Source organism: Herminiimonas sp. GW821-FHT09C12 (assembly GCF_059416385.1).
This window is the reverse complement of record NZ_JBWKPC010000002.1, coordinates 1,289,025-1,307,227: the sequence shown is the minus strand read 5'-3', so window position 1 is coordinate 1,307,227 and position 18,203 is coordinate 1,289,025. Positions and strand designations below refer to the sequence as shown.

The 18,203-nt window shown below is 51.3% G+C and carries 17 protein-coding genes; 15 read left to right on the top strand and 2 right to left on the bottom strand.

The annotated features are described in order from the left end of the window. The 15 genes from AC07N2_RS15950 to AC07N2_RS15880 all read left to right on the top strand — a co-directional run bounded on the left by AC07N2_RS15950 (nt 1) and on the right by AC07N2_RS15880 (nt 16,656). A complete protein-coding gene (locus AC07N2_RS15950; RefSeq protein ID WP_076590952.1) occupies nt 1-132 on the top strand; it encodes an entericidin A/B family lipoprotein in 132 nt (43 codons plus the stop codon). 102 nt (nt 133-234) lie between these two features. Then, nucleotides 235-882: a 3-isopropylmalate dehydratase small subunit gene (leuD, locus tag AC07N2_RS15945; protein WP_494779120.1), complete on the top strand. Its 648-nt coding sequence runs from the start codon at nt 235-237 to the stop codon at nt 880-882. A gap of 53 nt (nt 883-935) precedes the next feature. Continuing rightward, the gene (gene leuB / locus AC07N2_RS15940; RefSeq protein ID WP_494779119.1) at nt 936-2,006 is read left to right on the top strand and encodes a 3-isopropylmalate dehydrogenase; all 1,071 of its coding nucleotides are present in this window, start codon (nt 936-938) and stop codon (nt 2,004-2,006) included. A 90-nt stretch (nt 2,007-2,096) separates the two neighbouring features. After that, entirely contained in the window at nt 2,097-3,209 is a 1,113-nt protein-coding gene (asd, locus tag AC07N2_RS15935) for an aspartate-semialdehyde dehydrogenase (protein WP_407928001.1), read from the top strand. 240 nt (nt 3,210-3,449) lie between these two features. Beyond that, nucleotides 3,450-6,143 (top strand): motility hub landmark protein FimV, encoded by a 2,694-nt coding sequence (locus AC07N2_RS15930; RefSeq protein WP_494779118.1) that lies wholly within the window; start codon nt 3,450-3,452, stop codon nt 6,141-6,143. Nucleotides 6,144-6,230: 87 nt separating this feature from the next. Further along, a complete protein-coding gene (gene truA / locus AC07N2_RS15925) occupies nt 6,231-7,046 on the top strand; it encodes a tRNA pseudouridine(38-40) synthase TruA (RefSeq protein ID WP_494779117.1) in 816 nt (271 codons plus the stop codon). A 58-nt stretch (nt 7,047-7,104) separates the two neighbouring features. Then, nucleotides 7,105-7,785, top strand: a complete 681-nt coding sequence (locus AC07N2_RS15920; protein WP_494779116.1) for a phosphoribosylanthranilate isomerase — start codon at nt 7,105-7,107, stop codon at nt 7,783-7,785. A gap of 14 nt (nt 7,786-7,799) precedes the next feature. Then, a complete protein-coding gene (gene trpB, locus AC07N2_RS15915; RefSeq protein WP_076590959.1) occupies nt 7,800-9,071 on the top strand; it encodes a tryptophan synthase subunit beta in 1,272 nt (423 codons plus the stop codon). A gap of 110 nt (nt 9,072-9,181) precedes the next feature. Further along, the gene (gene trpA, locus AC07N2_RS15910; protein WP_494779115.1) at nt 9,182-9,979 is read left to right on the top strand and encodes a tryptophan synthase subunit alpha; all 798 of its coding nucleotides are present in this window, start codon (nt 9,182-9,184) and stop codon (nt 9,977-9,979) included. 107 nt (nt 9,980-10,086) lie between these two features. After that, the gene (gene accD / locus AC07N2_RS15905) at nt 10,087-10,959 is read left to right on the top strand and encodes an acetyl-CoA carboxylase, carboxyltransferase subunit beta (protein WP_076590961.1); all 873 of its coding nucleotides are present in this window, start codon (nt 10,087-10,089) and stop codon (nt 10,957-10,959) included. A 109-nt stretch (nt 10,960-11,068) separates the two neighbouring features. After that, the gene (gene folC, locus AC07N2_RS15900; RefSeq protein WP_494779114.1) at nt 11,069-12,370 is read left to right on the top strand and encodes a bifunctional tetrahydrofolate synthase/dihydrofolate synthase; all 1,302 of its coding nucleotides are present in this window, start codon (nt 11,069-11,071) and stop codon (nt 12,368-12,370) included. Between the two features lie 20 nt (nt 12,371-12,390). After that, nucleotides 12,391-13,236: an SPOR domain-containing protein gene (locus tag AC07N2_RS15895; RefSeq protein ID WP_494779113.1), complete on the top strand. Its 846-nt coding sequence runs from the start codon at nt 12,391-12,393 to the stop codon at nt 13,234-13,236. A 30-nt stretch (nt 13,237-13,266) separates the two neighbouring features. Further along, nucleotides 13,267-13,755 carry a CvpA family protein gene (locus AC07N2_RS15890; RefSeq protein ID WP_494779112.1) on the top strand — a complete coding sequence of 163 codons (489 nt, stop codon included), beginning with the start codon at nt 13,267-13,269 and terminating at the stop codon, nt 13,753-13,755. Between the two features lie 61 nt (nt 13,756-13,816). Then, nucleotides 13,817-15,334: an amidophosphoribosyltransferase gene (gene purF, locus AC07N2_RS15885; protein WP_076590965.1), complete on the top strand. Its 1,518-nt coding sequence runs from the start codon at nt 13,817-13,819 to the stop codon at nt 15,332-15,334. A gap of 77 nt (nt 15,335-15,411) precedes the next feature. After that, a complete protein-coding gene (locus AC07N2_RS15880; RefSeq protein ID WP_494779111.1) occupies nt 15,412-16,656 on the top strand; it encodes a cystathionine gamma-synthase family protein in 1,245 nt (414 codons plus the stop codon). A gap of 19 nt (nt 16,657-16,675) precedes the next feature. On the opposite strand, the gene AC07N2_RS15875 is transcribed toward AC07N2_RS15880, so the two are convergent. Together AC07N2_RS15875 and AC07N2_RS15870 are read right to left on the bottom strand one after the other, a co-directional pair. Beyond that, nucleotides 16,676-17,272 carry an LOG family protein gene (locus AC07N2_RS15875; RefSeq protein WP_494779110.1) on the bottom strand — a complete coding sequence of 199 codons (597 nt, stop codon included), beginning with the start codon at nt 17,270-17,272 and terminating at the stop codon, nt 16,676-16,678. Between the two features lie 101 nt (nt 17,273-17,373). Beyond that, a complete protein-coding gene (locus AC07N2_RS15870) occupies nt 17,374-17,970 on the bottom strand; it encodes a phasin family protein (protein ID WP_494779109.1) in 597 nt (198 codons plus the stop codon). Between the last annotated feature and the right edge of the window lie 233 nt (nt 17,971-18,203).

Genomic DNA, 18,203 nt, shown 5'->3' with positions numbered 1-18,203 from the left:
ATGAAGAAAGCTATTTCATTCTTTTTGCTAATTACATCGGTTTATCTGCTGGCAGGTTGCAACACGATGAATGGTTTTGGTAAAGACGTCGAACATTTGGGCGACAAGATACAAAACAAAGCCGCCAAGTGATGGCATGAATGTTCGTACTTCATTTGCCGACGTACGTTTTATAAAGTAGTAAATCGTATTGCAGTAAATCGTTTCTGCAACACGTCTTAATAGTTGGATAGCATGGATAAATTTACTATTCTCGATGGCCTGGTTGCACCGCTGGATCGTGCAAACGTCGATACCGACGCCATCATTCCAAAACAATTCTTGAAATCGATCAAGCGCACCGGTTTTGGTCCGAACTTGTTCGATGAATGGCGTTATCTGGATCACGGTGAACCTGGGCAGGATAATTCCCGGCGTCCATTGAACCCTGATTTCGTGTTGAACCAGCCACGCTATCAAGGTGCGCAGATTTTGTTGGCACGCAAAAATTTCGGTTGCGGCTCATCACGTGAGCATGCACCTTGGGCTTTGAGCCAGTACGGCTTTCGCGCTGTGGTAGCGCCTAGCTTTGCCGATATCTTCTTCAACAACTGCTATAAAAACGGTTTGTTGCCAGTTGCTCTGACAGAAGCGCAAGTTGATCATCTGTTTAATGAAGTTAAAGCATTTCCTGGCTTCCATCTGGTCATCGATCTGGAAAAACAAATTATTGGTACCAGCAGCGGCAGCGTGACTTATCCGTTTGAAATCGACGCCTTCCGCAAATACTGCCTGTTGAACGGCTTTGACGATATTGGCCTGACCTTGCAAAAGGCAGACAAGATCCGTGCTTATGAAGAGCGCCATCTGGCTGCGCAACCGTGGTTGTCGAACACGATCTAAAGCGCAAGCCAAGTACAACGTAATCCTTTTTTAATCTTTCTCGAAGTCATCAAATGAAAATCGCAATTCTGCCGGGCGACGGCATTGGTCCGGAAATCATGAATCAAGCAGTCAAGGTGATGAACGCCTTGGGTGAAAAGTTTGAAACCGAAACAGTAGCAGTCGGCGGCGCTGCGTATGCAGAGCAAGGCCATCCATTGCCAGAGTCGACCTTGAAGGTTGCGAAAGAAGCGGATGCTATTTTGTTTGGCGCCGTAGGTGATTTCAAATACGACACGCTGGAGCGTTCGCTGCGTCCAGAGCAAGCGATTCTCGGTCTGCGTAAGCATTTGGGTTTGTTCGCCAATTTCCGTCCTGCGATTTTGTATCCGGAGCTGGCTGGCGCGTCTTCGTTGAAACCGGAAATCGTTTCCGGTCTCGACATCATGATCGTGCGTGAATTGACCGGCGACATTTACTTCGGCCAACCGCGCGGTATGCGCGAAGCGCCAGATGGTCCATTCAAAGGTTCGCGCGAAGGTTTCGATACCATGCGTTACAGCGAACCTGAAATTCGTCGTATCGCACACGTGGCATTCCAGGCTGCGCAAAAACGTAGCAAGCGTTTGACCAGTGTCGATAAAGCTAACGTGCTGGAAACATTCCAGTTCTGGCGTGATGTCGTGACCGACGTGCACAAGGAATACAAAGACGTCAAACTCGACCACATGTATGTCGATAACGCAGCGATGCAATTGGTGCGCGCACCAAAAGAATTCGACGTCGTTGTGACCGGCAATATGTTTGGTGACATCCTGTCCGATGCAGCTGCGATGTTGACCGGCTCGATCGGCATGTTGCCTTCGGCTTCGCTGGATGCAAACAACAAAGGCTTGTATGAGCCATCACACGGTTCGGCACCTGACATCGCTGGTAAGGATATGGCCAATCCATTGGCGCAAATTTTGTCACTGGCCATGATGCTGCGTTACTCGTTAGGTAAAACAGAACAAGCTGACCGCATCGAAGCGGCTGTTAAATCTGTGTTGAAACAAGGTTTGCGCACTGCTGATATTTACGAAGCAGGCACGACCAAGGTTGGCACCACGCAGATGGGCGATGCCGTAGTCAAGGCACTGGCTTGATACAGAAGCAGAGCGAGAAGAGCGGCAGCAGTCAATAAGCCGCAATCAATTTGATAAATAGGGCGACTGCAAGTGCCCTGAACGAAGGAAATGATGATGAAAGTTGTTGGCTTAGTCGGTTGGCGTGGAATGGTCGGATCGGTCTTGATGCAACGCATGCAAGAAGAGAGCGATTTCGATCATATCGAACCTATTTTCTTTACGACATCGAACAAAGGCGGTAAAGCGCCTGCGATGGCCAAGAAAGAAACGACACTGCAAGATGCCAACGATATCGACGCGTTGAAGAAGTGCGACATCATCATTACCTGCCAAGGCGGTGACTACACCACCGAGATTTTCCCGAAACTGCGTGCAGCGGGCTGGGATGGTTACTGGATCGATGCAGCATCGACGCTGCGTATGAAGGACGATGCGGTTATCGTGCTTGATCCAGTCAATCAAAACGTGATCCAGGATGCAATGGGTCGTGGCGTGAAAAACTACATCGGCGGCAATTGCACCAACTCCATCTTGTTGATGGGTGTCGGTGGTTTGTTCAAAGAAGGTCTGGTTGAGTGGGTCAGTTCCATGACTTATCAAGCGGCTTCGGGCGGTGGTGCGAACCACATGCGCGAACTGCTGAGCGGTATGGGCGTCGTGCACGGTGCAGTCGCTAATGAGTTGGCAACTCCTTCGTCAGCGATTCTCGATATCGATCGCAAAGTGGCGGAGTCGATACGCAAAGACGTGCCGACCGAATTCTTCGGCGCGCCACTGGCTGGCGGTTTGATCCCATGGATCGATGCGCAGCTGGAAAATGGTCAGTCGAAAGAAGAGTGGAAAGGCCAGGCAGAAGTTAACAAGATACTTGGCAATACCCAAATCATTCCGGTTGACGGCTTGTGCGTGCGTATCGGTGCAATGCGTTGCCACAGCCTCGCATTGACGATCAAACTCAAGCGCGATGTGCCTTTGGCTGAAATCGAATCCATCATCCGTTCCGCTAATCCATGGGTCAAATGGGTGCCGAATGAGCGTGCTGTAACGGTTAAGGAATTGACCCCGGCTGCCATCACTGGTGGTCTGGAAATTGGCGTTGGTCGTGTACGTAAACTGAATCAAGGTCCTGAATATATCTCGGCCTTTGTGATCGGCGATCAATTGTTGTGGGGCGCGGCAGAACCATTGCGTCGTATGCTGCGCATCATTTTGGGTAAGTAATACGCCATTATCGTTGTCAGATCGCAACATAAACCCGCCAAATCACCTTGTTAAATGGGTGATTGGCGGGTTTTAAATTAGTTGCCAAGATGGTTGCGCTTGCGCACGTAAGTCCATGATGCTATGGTGAAAGTTCTCAGAAAAACGATAGATAAGCGTTGCTTGTGGTCCTCAACGTACGCCAACGGAATACTCTCCATGCCACTCAAAATGCGGTCAAATCCCAGCTCTAGATTTCCCTTGTTCAAACTGAAAACACTGAGTGCTGCGGTCATCTCCGCTGTCGTGTTATCGAATACGTATGCAGCAGGTTTGGGGAAACTGACTGTCATGTCGTCACTGGGCCAGCCACTGCGGGCTGAGATTGAGCTAACCTCGGTATCGCCTGACGAGCTCGCTTCTCTGGCTCCCAAACTCGCTTCGGCCGATGCTTTCCGCCAAGCCAATATTGAATTCAATCCTAGCCTGTTCTCGCTGCGTTTTGCAGTTGAGCAACGTGGTGGTCAGCCGGTTGTGCGTGTCACTTCGACGCAGCCAATCAACGAGCCATTCGTCGATATGCTGCTGGAGTTGGGCGGCAATAATGGCCGTCTGGTACGCGAATACACTTTCTTGCTGGATCCGCCGGAAATGCGCTCTGCGCAGCCAGCACAGGTCGCGCCCATCGTTATTGCTCAACCATTGCCGCCAGTTGCAAGGCAGCAGCCAGAAAGTAAGCCTGAGCCTGTAGCAGCGCCGATCCGCGAGAATCCGGCGCCGCGTGCAGCGGCCAAGCCACAGCGCGCCGCTGCAGCACCTAAACCAGAGGCAGCGCCGACAGACGAATACGTTGTAAAAAAAGGCGATACGCTGGCAAAAATTGCGAGTCAGTATCGACCAAGTGGCGTATCGCTCGATCAAATGCTGGTTGCGCTGTATCGCGCCAATCCTGAAGCCTTTATCGACAAGAATATGAATCGCCTGCGTGCCGGGCATATTCTGTCTGTGCCAGAGGCAGATACTGCGCAAGGGATCAAGCAATCCGAAGCAAAAGGTGTAGTCGTTGCGCAAGCTGCTGACTTTAATGCTTATCGCAACAAGCTGGCAGGACAAGTCGCCACCGCCGCTGCGAAAAAATCGGATGACGTCAAGCAAACCGCTGGCGGCAAAATTTCTACGCGTATTCAAGAAGATTCAGCCGCAGCAGCAGAATCCAAAGACAAGCTGAAACTGTCGAAATCAGGTGCCGCATCGACTGCAGCTTCCGACAAGCTGGTCAATCAGGCCGGTGCGGAAGAGCTGATCGCGAAAGACAAAGCGATAGCTGATGCCAACGCACGTGTCAAAGAGCTTGAAAAGAACGTCAATGAATTGCAGCAAATTCTTGAAATCAAAAACAAGGATTTAGCAGCACAACAGAAACAAGCAGAAGCGGCAACGAAAGCTGCGCCTGCAGCAGTTACTCCAGCTGAACCGGTGATAGCAGCGACGCCTGATACAGCGGCTGTGACGCCACCGGCAGTGGAAGTGAAGCCTGAAGCGCCAGCAGCAGTCGAGCCGGCCGTTGTTCCTCCAGTTGCTGCAGTTAAGCCAAAACCTGTCGTTGTCCCGCCACCACCACCGCAGCCTAGCTTCTTCGAAGATTTGACGAATAATGCGATGTTCTTGCCGGGTGCGGCTGCATTGCTGGCATTACTCGCCGGTTTGGGAATCTATAGCTCCCGTCGTCGCAAGCAAGCGCCAAAATCGTTTGAAGACAGCATCACGGATTCCAGTCTGAAAACAAATTCCTTGTTTGGTTCGACCGGTGGCCAGAGTGTTGATACCAATAACAGCGTATTCAACTCCAACTTTGTTCCTTCTGCGAGCCAGTTGGATACCAACGAAGTTGATCCGATTGCCGAGGCTGATGTTTATATCGCTTATGGTCGTGATGCGCAGGCAGAAGAAATTCTGAAAGAAGCGCTGCGCAATCAGCCGGATCGTCACGCCGTACGCGTTAAATTGCTGGAAATCTACTCCAGTCGCAATGACGTTCGTTCGTTTGAAATCCTGGCCAGCGAGTTGTACAGCATGACCAAAGGTGAGGGCGATGAGTGGGCGCAGGCGGCTACGCTGGGTCTGATTCTGGATCCAAGCAATCCTCTGTATGCGAATGGCGCGCTGCCAGAAGAAGTCGCGGCGAAAGCATCCGCATTGACTGCACCGACACAGCGGCTGAATGAGCATGATGGTCTGAATGCGATTGCGCCAGTCGCTGCTGCGGCAGCAGCATTGGGAACCGCGGCTTATTTCGATAGCAGCAATTCTTCGGCTGAAGAAACGTCGCAGCAAGAAACATCAGTGCCAGAAGTAGAGCCTAAGGCTACTGTGGAGGATCTGGATTTCGATCTGGAAGGTTTGGATATCGAAAGCCCGATCAAAAAATCAGGTGCAGATGTTTCGGCACAAACTGATTTGCCGGAAGATGTTGCTGCCATTGATTTCGACTTCCTGGGTGATCAATCTGTAACACCTGCGGCAAAAGAAGATACGGGCCTTTCCTTCTTCGAAGAAGAAAAAGAATCGAACACGTTGGCCTTTACGCCAGCACCTGAAATTCTGCTGCCGGAAGACATTGATCTGGATTTTCCGGAGCAAGATGAACCTCATCTGCATAGTGCTACAACGCCGACTGCATTGCCTGAGTTCGATCTCTCCGACATTGCACTTGAATTGGATCCGAAAGAGACATCGTCTGCGCATGAAGTAGAAGCCTTGCCAGCGTTGGATAACTTGGGTGATGAAGAGAGCTATACCAGCAATGCAGAAATGGCGACCAAGCTTGATCTGGCGATTGCCTATCAGGAAATCGGCGACAAAGAAGGTGCGCGCGAGCTGCTGGAAGAGGTCGTTAAAGGTGGCAATGGCGAACAATCAGAGAAAGCGAAGCATCTGCTCAGCAAGCTTTCCTGACGTACTAAATATGGTTGATCGACGGGCGCAATGCTATGCTTGCGCCCGTTTTCATTTCAGTTTTGATTTTTCCGGTAAATTCTCACCATGAATGGCGAATCCAAACGCATCGTGCTTGGCGTGCAGTATGACGGTACGCCGTGGCAGGGCTGGCAGACACAGCTGAACGGCTTGACCGTGCAGGACAGGCTGGAATTCGCCCTGAATAAATTTACTCTGCAAAATATCTCTACCGTCTGTGCTGGCCGCACGGATGCTGGTGTGCATGGGCTCGAGCAAGTAGTGCATTTCGATACTACGCTGGAACGCGATATGTCGTCCTGGGTACGAGGTGTGAATACCTTTTTACCGCCTTCGATCGTGGTACGTTGGGCGACTGAGGTTGCTCATGATCTGGATACTCAAGATAATTTTCACGCACGTTTCAGCGCGCGTTCGCGTATGTACCAATATGTGCTCTACAACAATCCGGTGCGTTCGCCGCTGCTGGAGGGTAGGGCGGGCTGGGTGTTTCGCAAGCTGGATGTAGAACGCATGCGCGCGGCGGCGCAGCACTTGCTGGGCGAGCATGATTTTTCAACTTTCCGCTCAGTGCAGTGCCAGGCGAAGTCGCCGGTTAAAAGCATGTACTCGATCAAGATAGAACAACGTGGCGACTTGATCATGTTTACCCTGCATGCGAATGCCTTCCTGCATCATATGGTGCGCAATATTGTCGGTTCCCTCATTTATGTCGGCAATGGTTCGCAACAGCCGGAATGGCTGAAGGAATTACTGGATGGTCGTGAGCGTAAGTACGCGGCGCCGACTTTTATGCCGGACGGTTTGTATTTGGCCAAAATCGATTACGATCCAAAATGGGCGTTGCCGCAGCTGGATGTGCAGAATTTCTTGTGGTCGTGACAACTGCACTGATGCGGCTATGCCAACCAATTTCTAATTGAACAATGACACATCAACAATGACACATCGCACACGAATCAAAATATGCGGCCTTACGCGTCCTCAAGACGTGCATCGCGCGGTTGAGGCCGGCGCAGATGCGGTCGGTTTTGTGTTCTATCCGAAGAGCCCGCGCTTCATAGACGCGGTCGCGGCGGGACGCTTGATTGCGCAGATTCCACCCTTTGTCAGTGCGGTCGGTTTGTTCGTGAATGCGACGGTAGAAGAGGTGCGGGCGGTAGTAGCGCAAGCGCCTATTTCCCTGTTGCAATTTCATGGTGATGAAACAGCGGTTGAGTGTGCGGCCATCGCCAGTGCAGTGAATCGCCCCTTCATACGTGCAATTCGCGTAAAAGCAGATATGCAGGCAGCCGATTTGCTAAAATACGAGTCTGATTATCGCGCCGCGAGTACATTGTTCACCGGCTTGTTGCTGGATACCTTTGTAGACAGCTATGGCGGCAGCGGAAAGGTCTTCGATTGGTCTCTCATTCCCGAAAACATCGCGCCTCGGGTCGTTTTAAGTGGTGGCTTGAGCGCACAAAACGCGACTGACGCGGTTCTACGCGTACGTCCCTACGCTGTCGACATCAGCAGTGGTGTCGAGCAAGACAAGGGCATCAAGGACGCAGCAAAAATACGCGCCTTCATCGCCGCGGTGCGAGCAGCAGATGCTGCTGCCCCGGATCAGACAAAATAGCAAAGAGAAAAGCCATGAAAGAATTAGACGTGCTGGGCAGTTTTGCCGAGCGACAAGCAATTGCAGAAAGCGCTTTGCATCAGACTGCGCCATACAATTTGCCGGATGCCAAAGGTCACTTCGGCCAATACGGCGGCAGTTTTGTTGCAGAAACCCTGAGTCAGGCGCTGGCCGAGTTGAAAGATGCGTACGCGCATTACAGCAAAGACCCAGCCTTCCTCGCAGAATTCCATTACGACCTGAAGCATTTTGTCGGTCGTCCAAGCCCGATTTATCACGCCAAACGCTGGTCTGAACAAATGGGCGGCGCACAGATTTACTTCAAGCGTGAAGATTTGAATCACACTGGCGCGCACAAGATCAACAACGTGATCGGCCAGGCATTGCTGGCTCGTCGCATGGGCAAGAAGCGCATCATCGCGGAAACCGGTGCTGGCCAGCATGGTGTGGCGACGGCGACGATCTGTGCACGTTTCGGCCTGGAATGCGTGGTCTACATGGGCAGTGAAGACGTCAAGCGCCAGGCGCAAAACGTCTACCGCATGAAGTTGCTCGGTGCGACCGTTGTACCTGTTGAATCCGGTTCCAAGACGTTGAAGGATGCGTTGAACGAAGCGATGCGCGACTGGGTAACCAATATCGAAAACACGTTCTACATCATCGGTACGGTGGCAGGCCCGCATCCTTACCCGATGATGGTGCGCGACTTCCAATCGGTAATCGGTAACGAGTGCATAGAACAAATGCCGGAAATGACCAGCCGTCAGCCGGACTACGTGGTGGCTTGCATCGGTGGCGGTTCGAATGCAATGGGTATTTTCTACCCGTATATCGAGCACAAGAATGTGCAATTGGTAGGTGTAGAAGCCGCTGGCGAAGGACTGGAAACTGGTAAGCATTCGGCATCATTGACCGCTGGTTCACCTGGTGTGTTGCACGGTAATCGTACCTATTTACTGCAAGATGAAAACGGTCAAATCATCGAGACACATTCGATTTCTGCCGGCCTTGATTATCCTGGTGTCGGACCGGAACACGCATGGCTGAAAGATTCGGGCCGCGCGCAGTATGTATCGATTACCGACGACGAAGCGCTGCAGGCTTTCCACGATTGCTGCCATATCGAAGGCATCATTCCGGCGTTGGAGTCCAGCCATGCTTTGAGCTATGCGGCCAAATTGGCAGCGACCTTGCCGAAAGACAAAGTCGTGCTGGCTAATCTCTCCGGTCGCGGCGACAAGGATATGCATACGGTAGCGCAGCGCATGGGTTTGAAATTCGACTGATCTTGCGCGACGAGAAAATCGCTTCCTGTGCTGAATGGCATTGAAGCGATTTGCAGTAGATTGAAATGTACTCAGCTAAACGTAGCTTAGAAAATTTATAAAGTATCTTCATGTCCAGAATTCAATCCACTTTGGCCGCATTGGCGGTAAAGAACAAAAAAGGTCTCATTCCTTTCATCACCGCAGGCGATCCGGCACCGGAGTTGACCGTGCCTTTGATGCATGCGCTGGTTGCAGGCGGCGCCGATATTCTTGAATTAGGCGTGCCTTTTTCTGATCCGATGGCAGAAGGCCCTGTGATTCAACGTGCTTGCGAGCGTGCGCTCAAGTTCAATGTCAGCATGCATGACGTGCTTGGCTTTGTCAGTGAGTTCCGCAAGACCAATACAACGACGCCAGTTGTCTTGATGGGTTATGCCAATCCGATCGAACGCATGGGGCAAACCAAATTTGTTCTAGCCGCTAAGGCCGCGGGTGTGGATGGCACTATCGTCGTAGATTACCCGCCGGAAGAATGCGAAGAGTTCGCTGCTACCCTGAAGGCAAACGACATGGATCCTATCTTCCTGCTGTCGCCGACTTCGACCGAAGAACGTATCCAGCAGGTCGCACAATTTGGTAGTGGCTTTAGCTACTACGTCTCGCTCAAAGGTGTCACTGGCGCGGGTAATATCGATACGAAAGAAGTGGCGGAGCGTATCGCTGCGATCCGTAAATATGTGAAATTGCCTATCGGCGTAGGCTTCGGCATTCGCGATGCAGCAACGGCCAAGGCAGTGGCAGCGGTGTCCGATGCAGTTGTCATCGGCAGCCGGATTATTCAGGAATTGGAAAACAGCCCGCGTGAACAAGCTGTTGAAAGAGTGCAAACGTTTATTGCCGGCATCCGCAAGGCTTTAGACGAATAAGGTGAAAATGTCCTGTTAGGCAAGTAAAATACTGCCGAACACGTAATTGTGGCGAATTGCCGTGCAAACGGTACAATTCGGCCAGTACAAAATTGAAAGAGGTCACGATGAGTTGGCTAGAAAAGTTACTTCCCCCACGTATTCAGCGTTCCGACGCTGCACAACGCAAATCGATACCTGAAGGTTTGTGGGTCAAATGTCCATCCTGTGAGTCGGTCTTGTACCGCACGGATCTGGAATCAAATATCCACGTTTGTCCTAAATGTGATCACCACATGCGCATCCGCGCACGTGATCGCCTCGACGCTCTGCTGGATGCAGGTGGTCGTTACGACATCGGTCAGGAAGTGTTGCCAGTCGATACACTGAAATTCAAAGACAGCAAAAAGTACCCAGATCGCCTGAAATCGGCGCTGGAAGCCACTGGCGAAACCGATGCGCTGATCGTACTTGGCGGCTCGATCATGAGCTTGCCGGTCGTTGTAGCCTGCTTTGAGTTTGAATTTATGGGCGGCTCCATGGGTTCGGTCGTTGGTGAGCGTTTTGCCCGTGGCGCGCAAACTGCGCTGGAGCAAAAAGTACCGTTCATCTGCATTACCGCTACCGGTGGTGCGCGTATGCAAGAAGGCTTGTTGTCATTGATGCAAATGGCAAAAACAACTTCCATGCTGACCAAGTTATCGGAAAAGAAACTGCCGTTTATTTCGGTGCTGACCGATCCGACCATGGGTGGTGTATCTGCTTCCTTCGCCTTCATGGGCGACGTCGTGATTGCAGAACCAAAAGCCCTGATCGGTTTTGCCGGTCCGCGCGTGATCGAGAACACCGTGCGTGAAAAATTGCCAGAAGGCTTCCAGCGCGCTGAGTTCCTCGTGACCAAAGGTGCAGTCGACATGATTGTTGATCGTCGCAAAATGCGTGAAGAAATCGCACGTCTGTTGGCATTGTTGCAAAATCAGGCGGCTGAAGTTCTAGCCTGATTATCCGGCATCGGTACAGAAGCCCGAACCTTGTGTGGTTCGGGCTTTTTATTTGCGGTTTCGCCGTCATATACTGTTTCTCTACAGATATTCAATACGATCAATTTGCATGGAAAACCATCCAACAACCTTAGCTGATTGGCTTGCCCGCCTGGAAACAATGCATCCGAAAGCCATCGATATGGGTTTGGATCGCGTACGGCAGGTTAAAGACGCGATGGCGATCCAGTTCGCGTGCCCGGTGATTATTGTCGGTGGCACCAATGGCAAGGGCTCGACTTGCGCCATGCTGGAATCGATACTGTTGCGTGCCGGTTATCGTGTCGGTTTATATACTTCGCCGCATTTGTTGCACTTCAATGAGCGCATGCGCATCAACGGTCAGTCAGTTGGCGATGCAGAGTTAATTGCCGCTTTCGATAAGCTTGATGCGGTACGTGCAGATGTGTCTTTATCGTATTTTGAATTTACTACGCTGGCAGCGATGCAGTTGTTTGCCGATAGCAAGCTGGATGCAGTGATTTTTGAAGTGGGTCTGGGTGGACGTCTGGATGCGGTCAATGTGCTGGATGCGGATGTGTCTATCGTGACCAGCGTCGATATCGATCACACCGAATATCTTGGCGATACACGCGAAAAAATCGGTTTCGAGAAGGCAGGTATTTTCCGCGCAGGTAAAACTGCGATTTGCGGCGATCCGGTACCGCCGGCATCGTTAGTCGAACACGCGGAGAAAATCGGTGCCGATTTATGGCTGTTCAACCGTGATTTCAATTATTCGGGCGACAAGCAGCAGTGGAACTTCAGCGGACGCGGCCATCGTCGCAATTCGCTGGGTTATCCAAGCTTGCGTGGCGCGAACCAGTTGCTGAACGCCTCATCCGTTTTGGCGGCATTGGAAGCCTTGCGCTTGCGTCTGCCTGTCGGTGCGCAAGAAGTGCGTACAGGCTTGGCCGTGGTCGATCTGCCGGGCCGTTTCCAGGTCTTGCCGGGTCGTCCTGTGATCATTCTGGATGTGGCGCATAATCCGCATGCCGCCGCGACGCTGGCGCAGAATCTCGATAATATGAGTTTTCATCCCTATACCTACGCGGTTTTTGGCGCGATGCAGGACAAGGATATCGATGGTGTGATTGCTCATCTGAAAGGACGTATCGATCACTGGTGCGTTACTGATTTGCCGCTGCCACGTGCAGCAACGGCAGCTGATATCAAGGAAAAGCTATTGCATGCTTATGGTGAAGAGCCAAGCGCAACAGATACCGAACGCAGCATCCAAACATTCACTTCGCCTGCAGAAGCTTTTGCAAATGCACTCAGCCGAGCGGGGGAGAATGATAGAATTGCGGTTTTCGGATCCTTCCTGACAGTTGCTGGCGTCATGGAATTCCGTAACTCCGAACATCACTGACGAACTTCACACTACATCGTATGGGCTTGTTCTCGTTTTTTCGTAAAAATCAGCAGGAATCATCGGTCGGCAAGAGCGATTTTTATTCGCAGGCTGACGAGGAAAAACCAAGTGCGCGCAGCAAGCGTGGACAGGGCAACAAACGCGAAGCGCCGGTCGATCCGGTCTTGCCAGAAAAGAAACGTGCGCGCCGACGTTTGGTTGGTGCCGTTGCCTTGGTATTGGCGGCCATCATCGGTTTGCCGATGATTCTGGATTCCGAGCCCAAGCCTTTGGCTGACGATATCAATATTCAAATTCCATCCAAAGATACGCCGGCACCGGCTGCGCAAGCCAAATCGGGCTTGGTGCCGAAAGCAAGCAGCGAAGCAGCAGCAAGCAATGCGCTGAGCGCGGAAGAAGAGATTATCGAGCCTACGTCGGCGACACCAGCCGAAGTGGCTAAAGGCGAGACGCCGAAAGCAGATGTCAAAGTAGCTGAACCAGAGAAAAAACCGCAGGTTGCTGTGGCAAAACCGGAGTCTTCCGAACCAAAAGCAACTACGCATGCTCCAACGGTTAGTAAATCCGATGATGCGGCGCGTGCCCGTGCGATTTTGGAAGGTAAACCAGTTGCTTCAGCCGCTCCTCATGCTTCCGGCAAGGTGGTTTTGCAGGTCGCAGCACTGGCATCGCAGGACAAGGTCAATGAATTGCAGAAAAAGCTGCACGCAGCAGGTTTGAAGTCATATACGCAGAAAGTGGCAACTGCGTCAGGTGAGCGCATTCGTGTACGCATAGGTCCATTCGCGAACGAAGCAGAAGCCGAGAAAACACGTGCCAAACTGATCAAGCTCGGTTTGAGCGGCAAATCGTTCCCGGCCTGACGTGCAGTCAGGTGTTAAGGCAGATCGCCTGTGACGATTTTTGATTATCTGGTTTTATTTGTACTGATTTGCTCTATCGTGATCAGTACCTTGCGGGGATTGGTAAAAGAAATTCTGTCCCTGTTGAGCTGGATAGTGGCGTTTGTGGTTGCCAATGCATACGGCGAGGCGCTGGCGGCATTATTGCCGGATATGCTGCCAGGCAACACGACACGCTTGATAGTAGGATTTATTGCCTTGTTCATCGGTGTGCGCATCCTGATGGGCTTGCTGACAATGGCGTTGAATGAAGTAGTCAAGGCGACTGGATTAACCCTGGTGGATCGTGGCTTGGGTGGTTTGTTCGGTTTGGCGCGTGGTTTGGTGATTGTGCTGGCAGCTGTGCTTTTATGCGGCATGACGGCGATACCCGAACAGAATTTTTGGAAAGAAGCATTGTTCAGTCCGTTGGCAGAAACTGCCGCGCGTACTGTCATTCCTTTCCTGCCGGGCGACTTTGTTCGGCATATACAGTTTTGATTCATCCGATTCGTATTGGATGAACTCGCAGTTTTAATTTGTTCTAGTTGAGGAGTCCACCATGTGTGGCATTGTTGGCGTTGTTTCTCACACCCCTGTAAATCAATTGATTTATGACGCGCTGCTGCTCTTGCAGCATCGCGGTCAGGATGCAGCCGGTATCGCAACCGATAACGGCAATACATTCAGTATGCACAAAGCAAACGGTCTGGTACGGGATGTCTTCCGCACTCGCAATATGCGTTCGCTGTTCGGCAATTCAGGCGTAGGCCAAGTCCGCTATCCGACTGCTGGTTCATCCAGCGCAGACGAAGCGCAACCGTTTTACGTCAATGCACCGTTCGGCATCATCATGGCGCACAACGGTAATCTGACGAACTGGGAACAACTCAAAATAGAGATGTTCAAGAATGATCGTCGTCACATCAACACCACTTCCGATTCGGAAGTTCTGTTGAACGTGCTGGCACATGAAATCCAGCAAGCGACCACCGGGTATTCGCTCGATCCTGCTGCGATTTTTAAAGCGGTAGCAATGGTGCACAAACGCGTACGCGGTTCGTATGCAGTGACGGCACAAATCGCCGGTTACGGTTTGCTGGCATTCCGTGATCCGTTCGGCATTCGTCCTTTGTGTATCGGCTTCAATGAAACCGACAAAGGTACGGAATATCTGGTTGCCAGCGAATCGGTAGCGCTCGAAGGTCTGGGCTTCCGTTTCCTGCGCGATGTATTGCCGGGCGAAGCGATTTTCATCGATATCGATGGCAAGCTCTACAACCAGCAATGCGCAGAAAATCCAACGCTGAATCCATGCGCGTTTGAGTTCGTTTATTTCGCACGCCCTGATTCCATCATCGATGGTGCTTCCGTTTATGCAACGCGCCTGAAAATGGGCGAGTACCTCGCCGATAAAATCAAACGTGAAATGCCATTGGGCGACATCGACGTAGTGATGCCGATTCCGGATTCATCGCGTCCAGCGGCGATGGAATTGGCGCACAAACTCAATATCGAATACCGCGAAGGCTTCATCAAGAACCGTTATATCGGTCGTACCTTCTTGATGCCAGGACAAGCAATTCGCAGCAAGTCAGTACGTCAAAAACTCAATGCCATTGGCTCCGAGTTCAAAGGCAAAAACGTATTGCTGGTCGATGACTCTATCGTGCGCGGTACTACCAGCCGTGAAATCGTGCAAATGGCGCGTGAAGCTGGCGCGAAGAAAGTCATTTTCGCTTCTGCAGCACCACCGGTTAAATTCCCTAACGTGTACGGTATCGATATGCCTACACGTGCTGAATTGATCGCTTACGGTCGTACTACGGAAGAAGTCTGCCGCGAAATCACCGCTGATGCCTTGATCTATCAAGACATCGAAGCATTGAAGAGCTCTATCTCTGATATTAATCCAGCTTTGAAGAGCCTGGAAGCTTCCTGCTTTGACGGTATCTATGTGACTGGCGATATTTCGCGCGATTACCTGGATCGTATTGAATTTGCTCGTAATAATCCGAAACCGGAAGTGGACGACGCTGTGCGTTCGCAATTGAATTTGAATCTGGCACAGGTAGATTAATTTAAATTTAATCGACGTTGTAGCCATGCCTGATCTGCACACGCGAGTGGGCGTTCAGGCATTTTTTCTTGGCCACCATGACTGACTCCAAAAAATACGGCTTTACCACGACTACTTTGCACAGCGATCGCCAGAAGGCGATTGAGCATGGTTCGCTGCACAAACCTATCCATACCTCGGTAACCTTTGGCTATAACGATGCGCGCGAGCTGGCGACCGTATTCCAGGGCAAGCAGCCGGGTTATCGCTACGGTCGACAAGGCAATCCAACAGTTGCTGCGCTGGAAGACAAAGTCAACAAGATGGAAGATGGCTTGTCGACGATCTGCTTTGCTACAGGCATGGCCGCGATTGGTGCTGTAGTGCAGGCTCTGTTGCGCGAAGGCGATCACGTTGTTTCGTCGGCCTTTCTGTTCGGCAATACCAATAGCTTGTGGCAAACCGTAGACGGGCAGGGCGTACAGATTGCGATGGTCGATGCGACTGACGTCAAGCACGTAGAAGCGGCCATCCAGCCAAATACACGCATCGTCTTCGTTGAAACCATCGCCAATCCGCGTACGCAGGTTGCGGATCTGGCGCGCATCGGCAAGTTATGCGCGGAACGCGGCATCGTCTATATCGTCGATAACACGATGACTTCGCCGTATTTGTTCCGCCCTAAAGCAGTTGGTGCCAGCATCGTCATCAATGCGCTGACCAAATCGATAGGCGGTCACGGCAATGCGTTGGGCGGCAGTCTGACTGATACCGGTTTGTACGACTGGTCGCGTTTCCCGAATATTCTGGATACCTACAAACGCTATCCAACAGCACAATGGGGCATGGCGCAAATACGTGCTAAAGCCTTGCGCGATTTTGGTGCTTCATTAGGACCGGAAGCAGCGCATCATCTGGCAGTCGGTTCAGAGACGATGGCCTTGCGTCTCGATAGGGAATGCGCAAATGCACTGGCAGTAGCGCAAATGCTGGAAGCTGATGAGCGTGTTGCAGCGGTGTATTATCCCGGCTTGAAATCGCATCCACAACACGCAATTTCGACGGAATTGTTCCGTGCCTACGGCAGCTTGTTCAGCTTCGAATTGAAGGATGGCATCGATTGCTTTGATTATCTGAACCGTCTGCAACTGGGCGTGTCTGCCAGCAATCTGGGTGATACCCGCACGCTGGTGATTCCGGTCGCGCACACCATTTTTTATGAAATGGGTGCGGAACGTCGTGCCAGCATGGGGATTGCAGAATCGCTGATTCGGGTCTCGATAGGTATCGAAGATACAGTCGATTTGGTAGAAGATTTCCGTCAAGCGTTGGACGTCGCTTGACGTTAATCTACGCTCGTTGTTAAGGCAATAAAGTCTTGGCAGCGAGCGCATCCAGTACTTTGGTACTTGGTTGCGGCACAAAATTCTGCAAGCGATATAGCAGTTCCGATGCATTCTTCTCATGCATCATCAATTCGGCTTGATTGGCTTTGACAAAACCTTGTGCGACCTGGTTTTGTAAGAAGGCGATCAGACCATCGTAGAAACCATCTACGTTCAAGACACCTATCGGTTTTTCATGAAAGCCGAGTTGTGACCAGGTGAGAATTTCGAATAGTTCTTCCAGCGTACCTATCCCGCCGGGCATCGCAACAAATCCATCCGACAGTTCCGCCATCATGGCTTTACGCTCATGCATGTCTTTAACAACGTGCAAATGGGTTAATTGCGTGTGTCCGACTTCCTTGTCCATCAAGGCTTGCGGGATCACACCGGTTGCTTCACCGCCCAAACGAAGTATTTCATTAGCGATGGTGCCCATCAAGCCGACATTGCCGCCGCCGTACACCAACGTGATTTGACGATCGACCATTTCTTTTGCCAGCGCGCGCGCAGCTTCGGCGTACACCGGTTTGGCTCCATAGGAAGAGCCACAATAAACACAAAGAGATTTCATTTTCGAAGCAAGGAGTAAGGAATGAGTATGTTGATGCTGTGGGGAGCGGGTTTGCGCCAGGCGCAAACCCTGCGGTACGAGAGATGAGCCAGGATTAAACGTTAAGCGGTTTTTACTGCAGCTTTGCGTGCAGTAGGTTTTTTCGCTGCGGCTTTCTTGGCCGGTGCTTTCTTAGCTGGCGCTTTTTTTGCTGCTGGTTTGGCCGCTACCTTTTTCGCGACGGCTTTCTTTGCCACCGTTTTCTTGGCTGCCACTTTTTTGCCTGCTGTCTTTTTCGTTGTCGGTTTTTTTGCTCCGACGGCTGCAGCACCTTTTTTGGTCAGTGTATCGATGCGCTTATGCAGTGCTTCCAGTTCTTTTTTTGTTGAGACACCAAAATGATTGAGGGAGTTGGCAACTGTGTTTTCGATCAGCTGCTCCAGTTTGTCCCATGAGCTGGACGCCTGTTTGCCTACGTTATTGCTGAGTTTGAGCAAACCATCTGAGACATCAGCCACTTTGTTTTCAGCCATTTTCCGCGTGCGCTTGTGCAGGCTGCTACCTTTCTTTGCCAGCTTGGCGAGTACTTTTTCGCCTTCTTGCTGCGTCTTGGCAAATGCTTCCAGACCGGCTTGCCAGATTTGCTGGGCTGATGCGTGTACGCCGTCAGTCAATTGTTTGCTGCCTGATTTAGTTGTTTTTTTCAGTTTCTTTACCATGTGACTTCTCCGCTTTTTGGTTAAACAAAAATGCCATGTCAGGCATGGCCCGTCGATCAAGATGAATACTGAAATTACAAGCAATTATAGTTGTAATAATCAACATACCACTTGGACTACAGTGAATGGACAAGATTCACATTTTTATTTATGACGAGGGGATGGAGATGAAGGCGAAGCGCGGAGCGGTGTGATGAAAGCACGCCAGCAATATAGCTGGCGTTGATGGCATT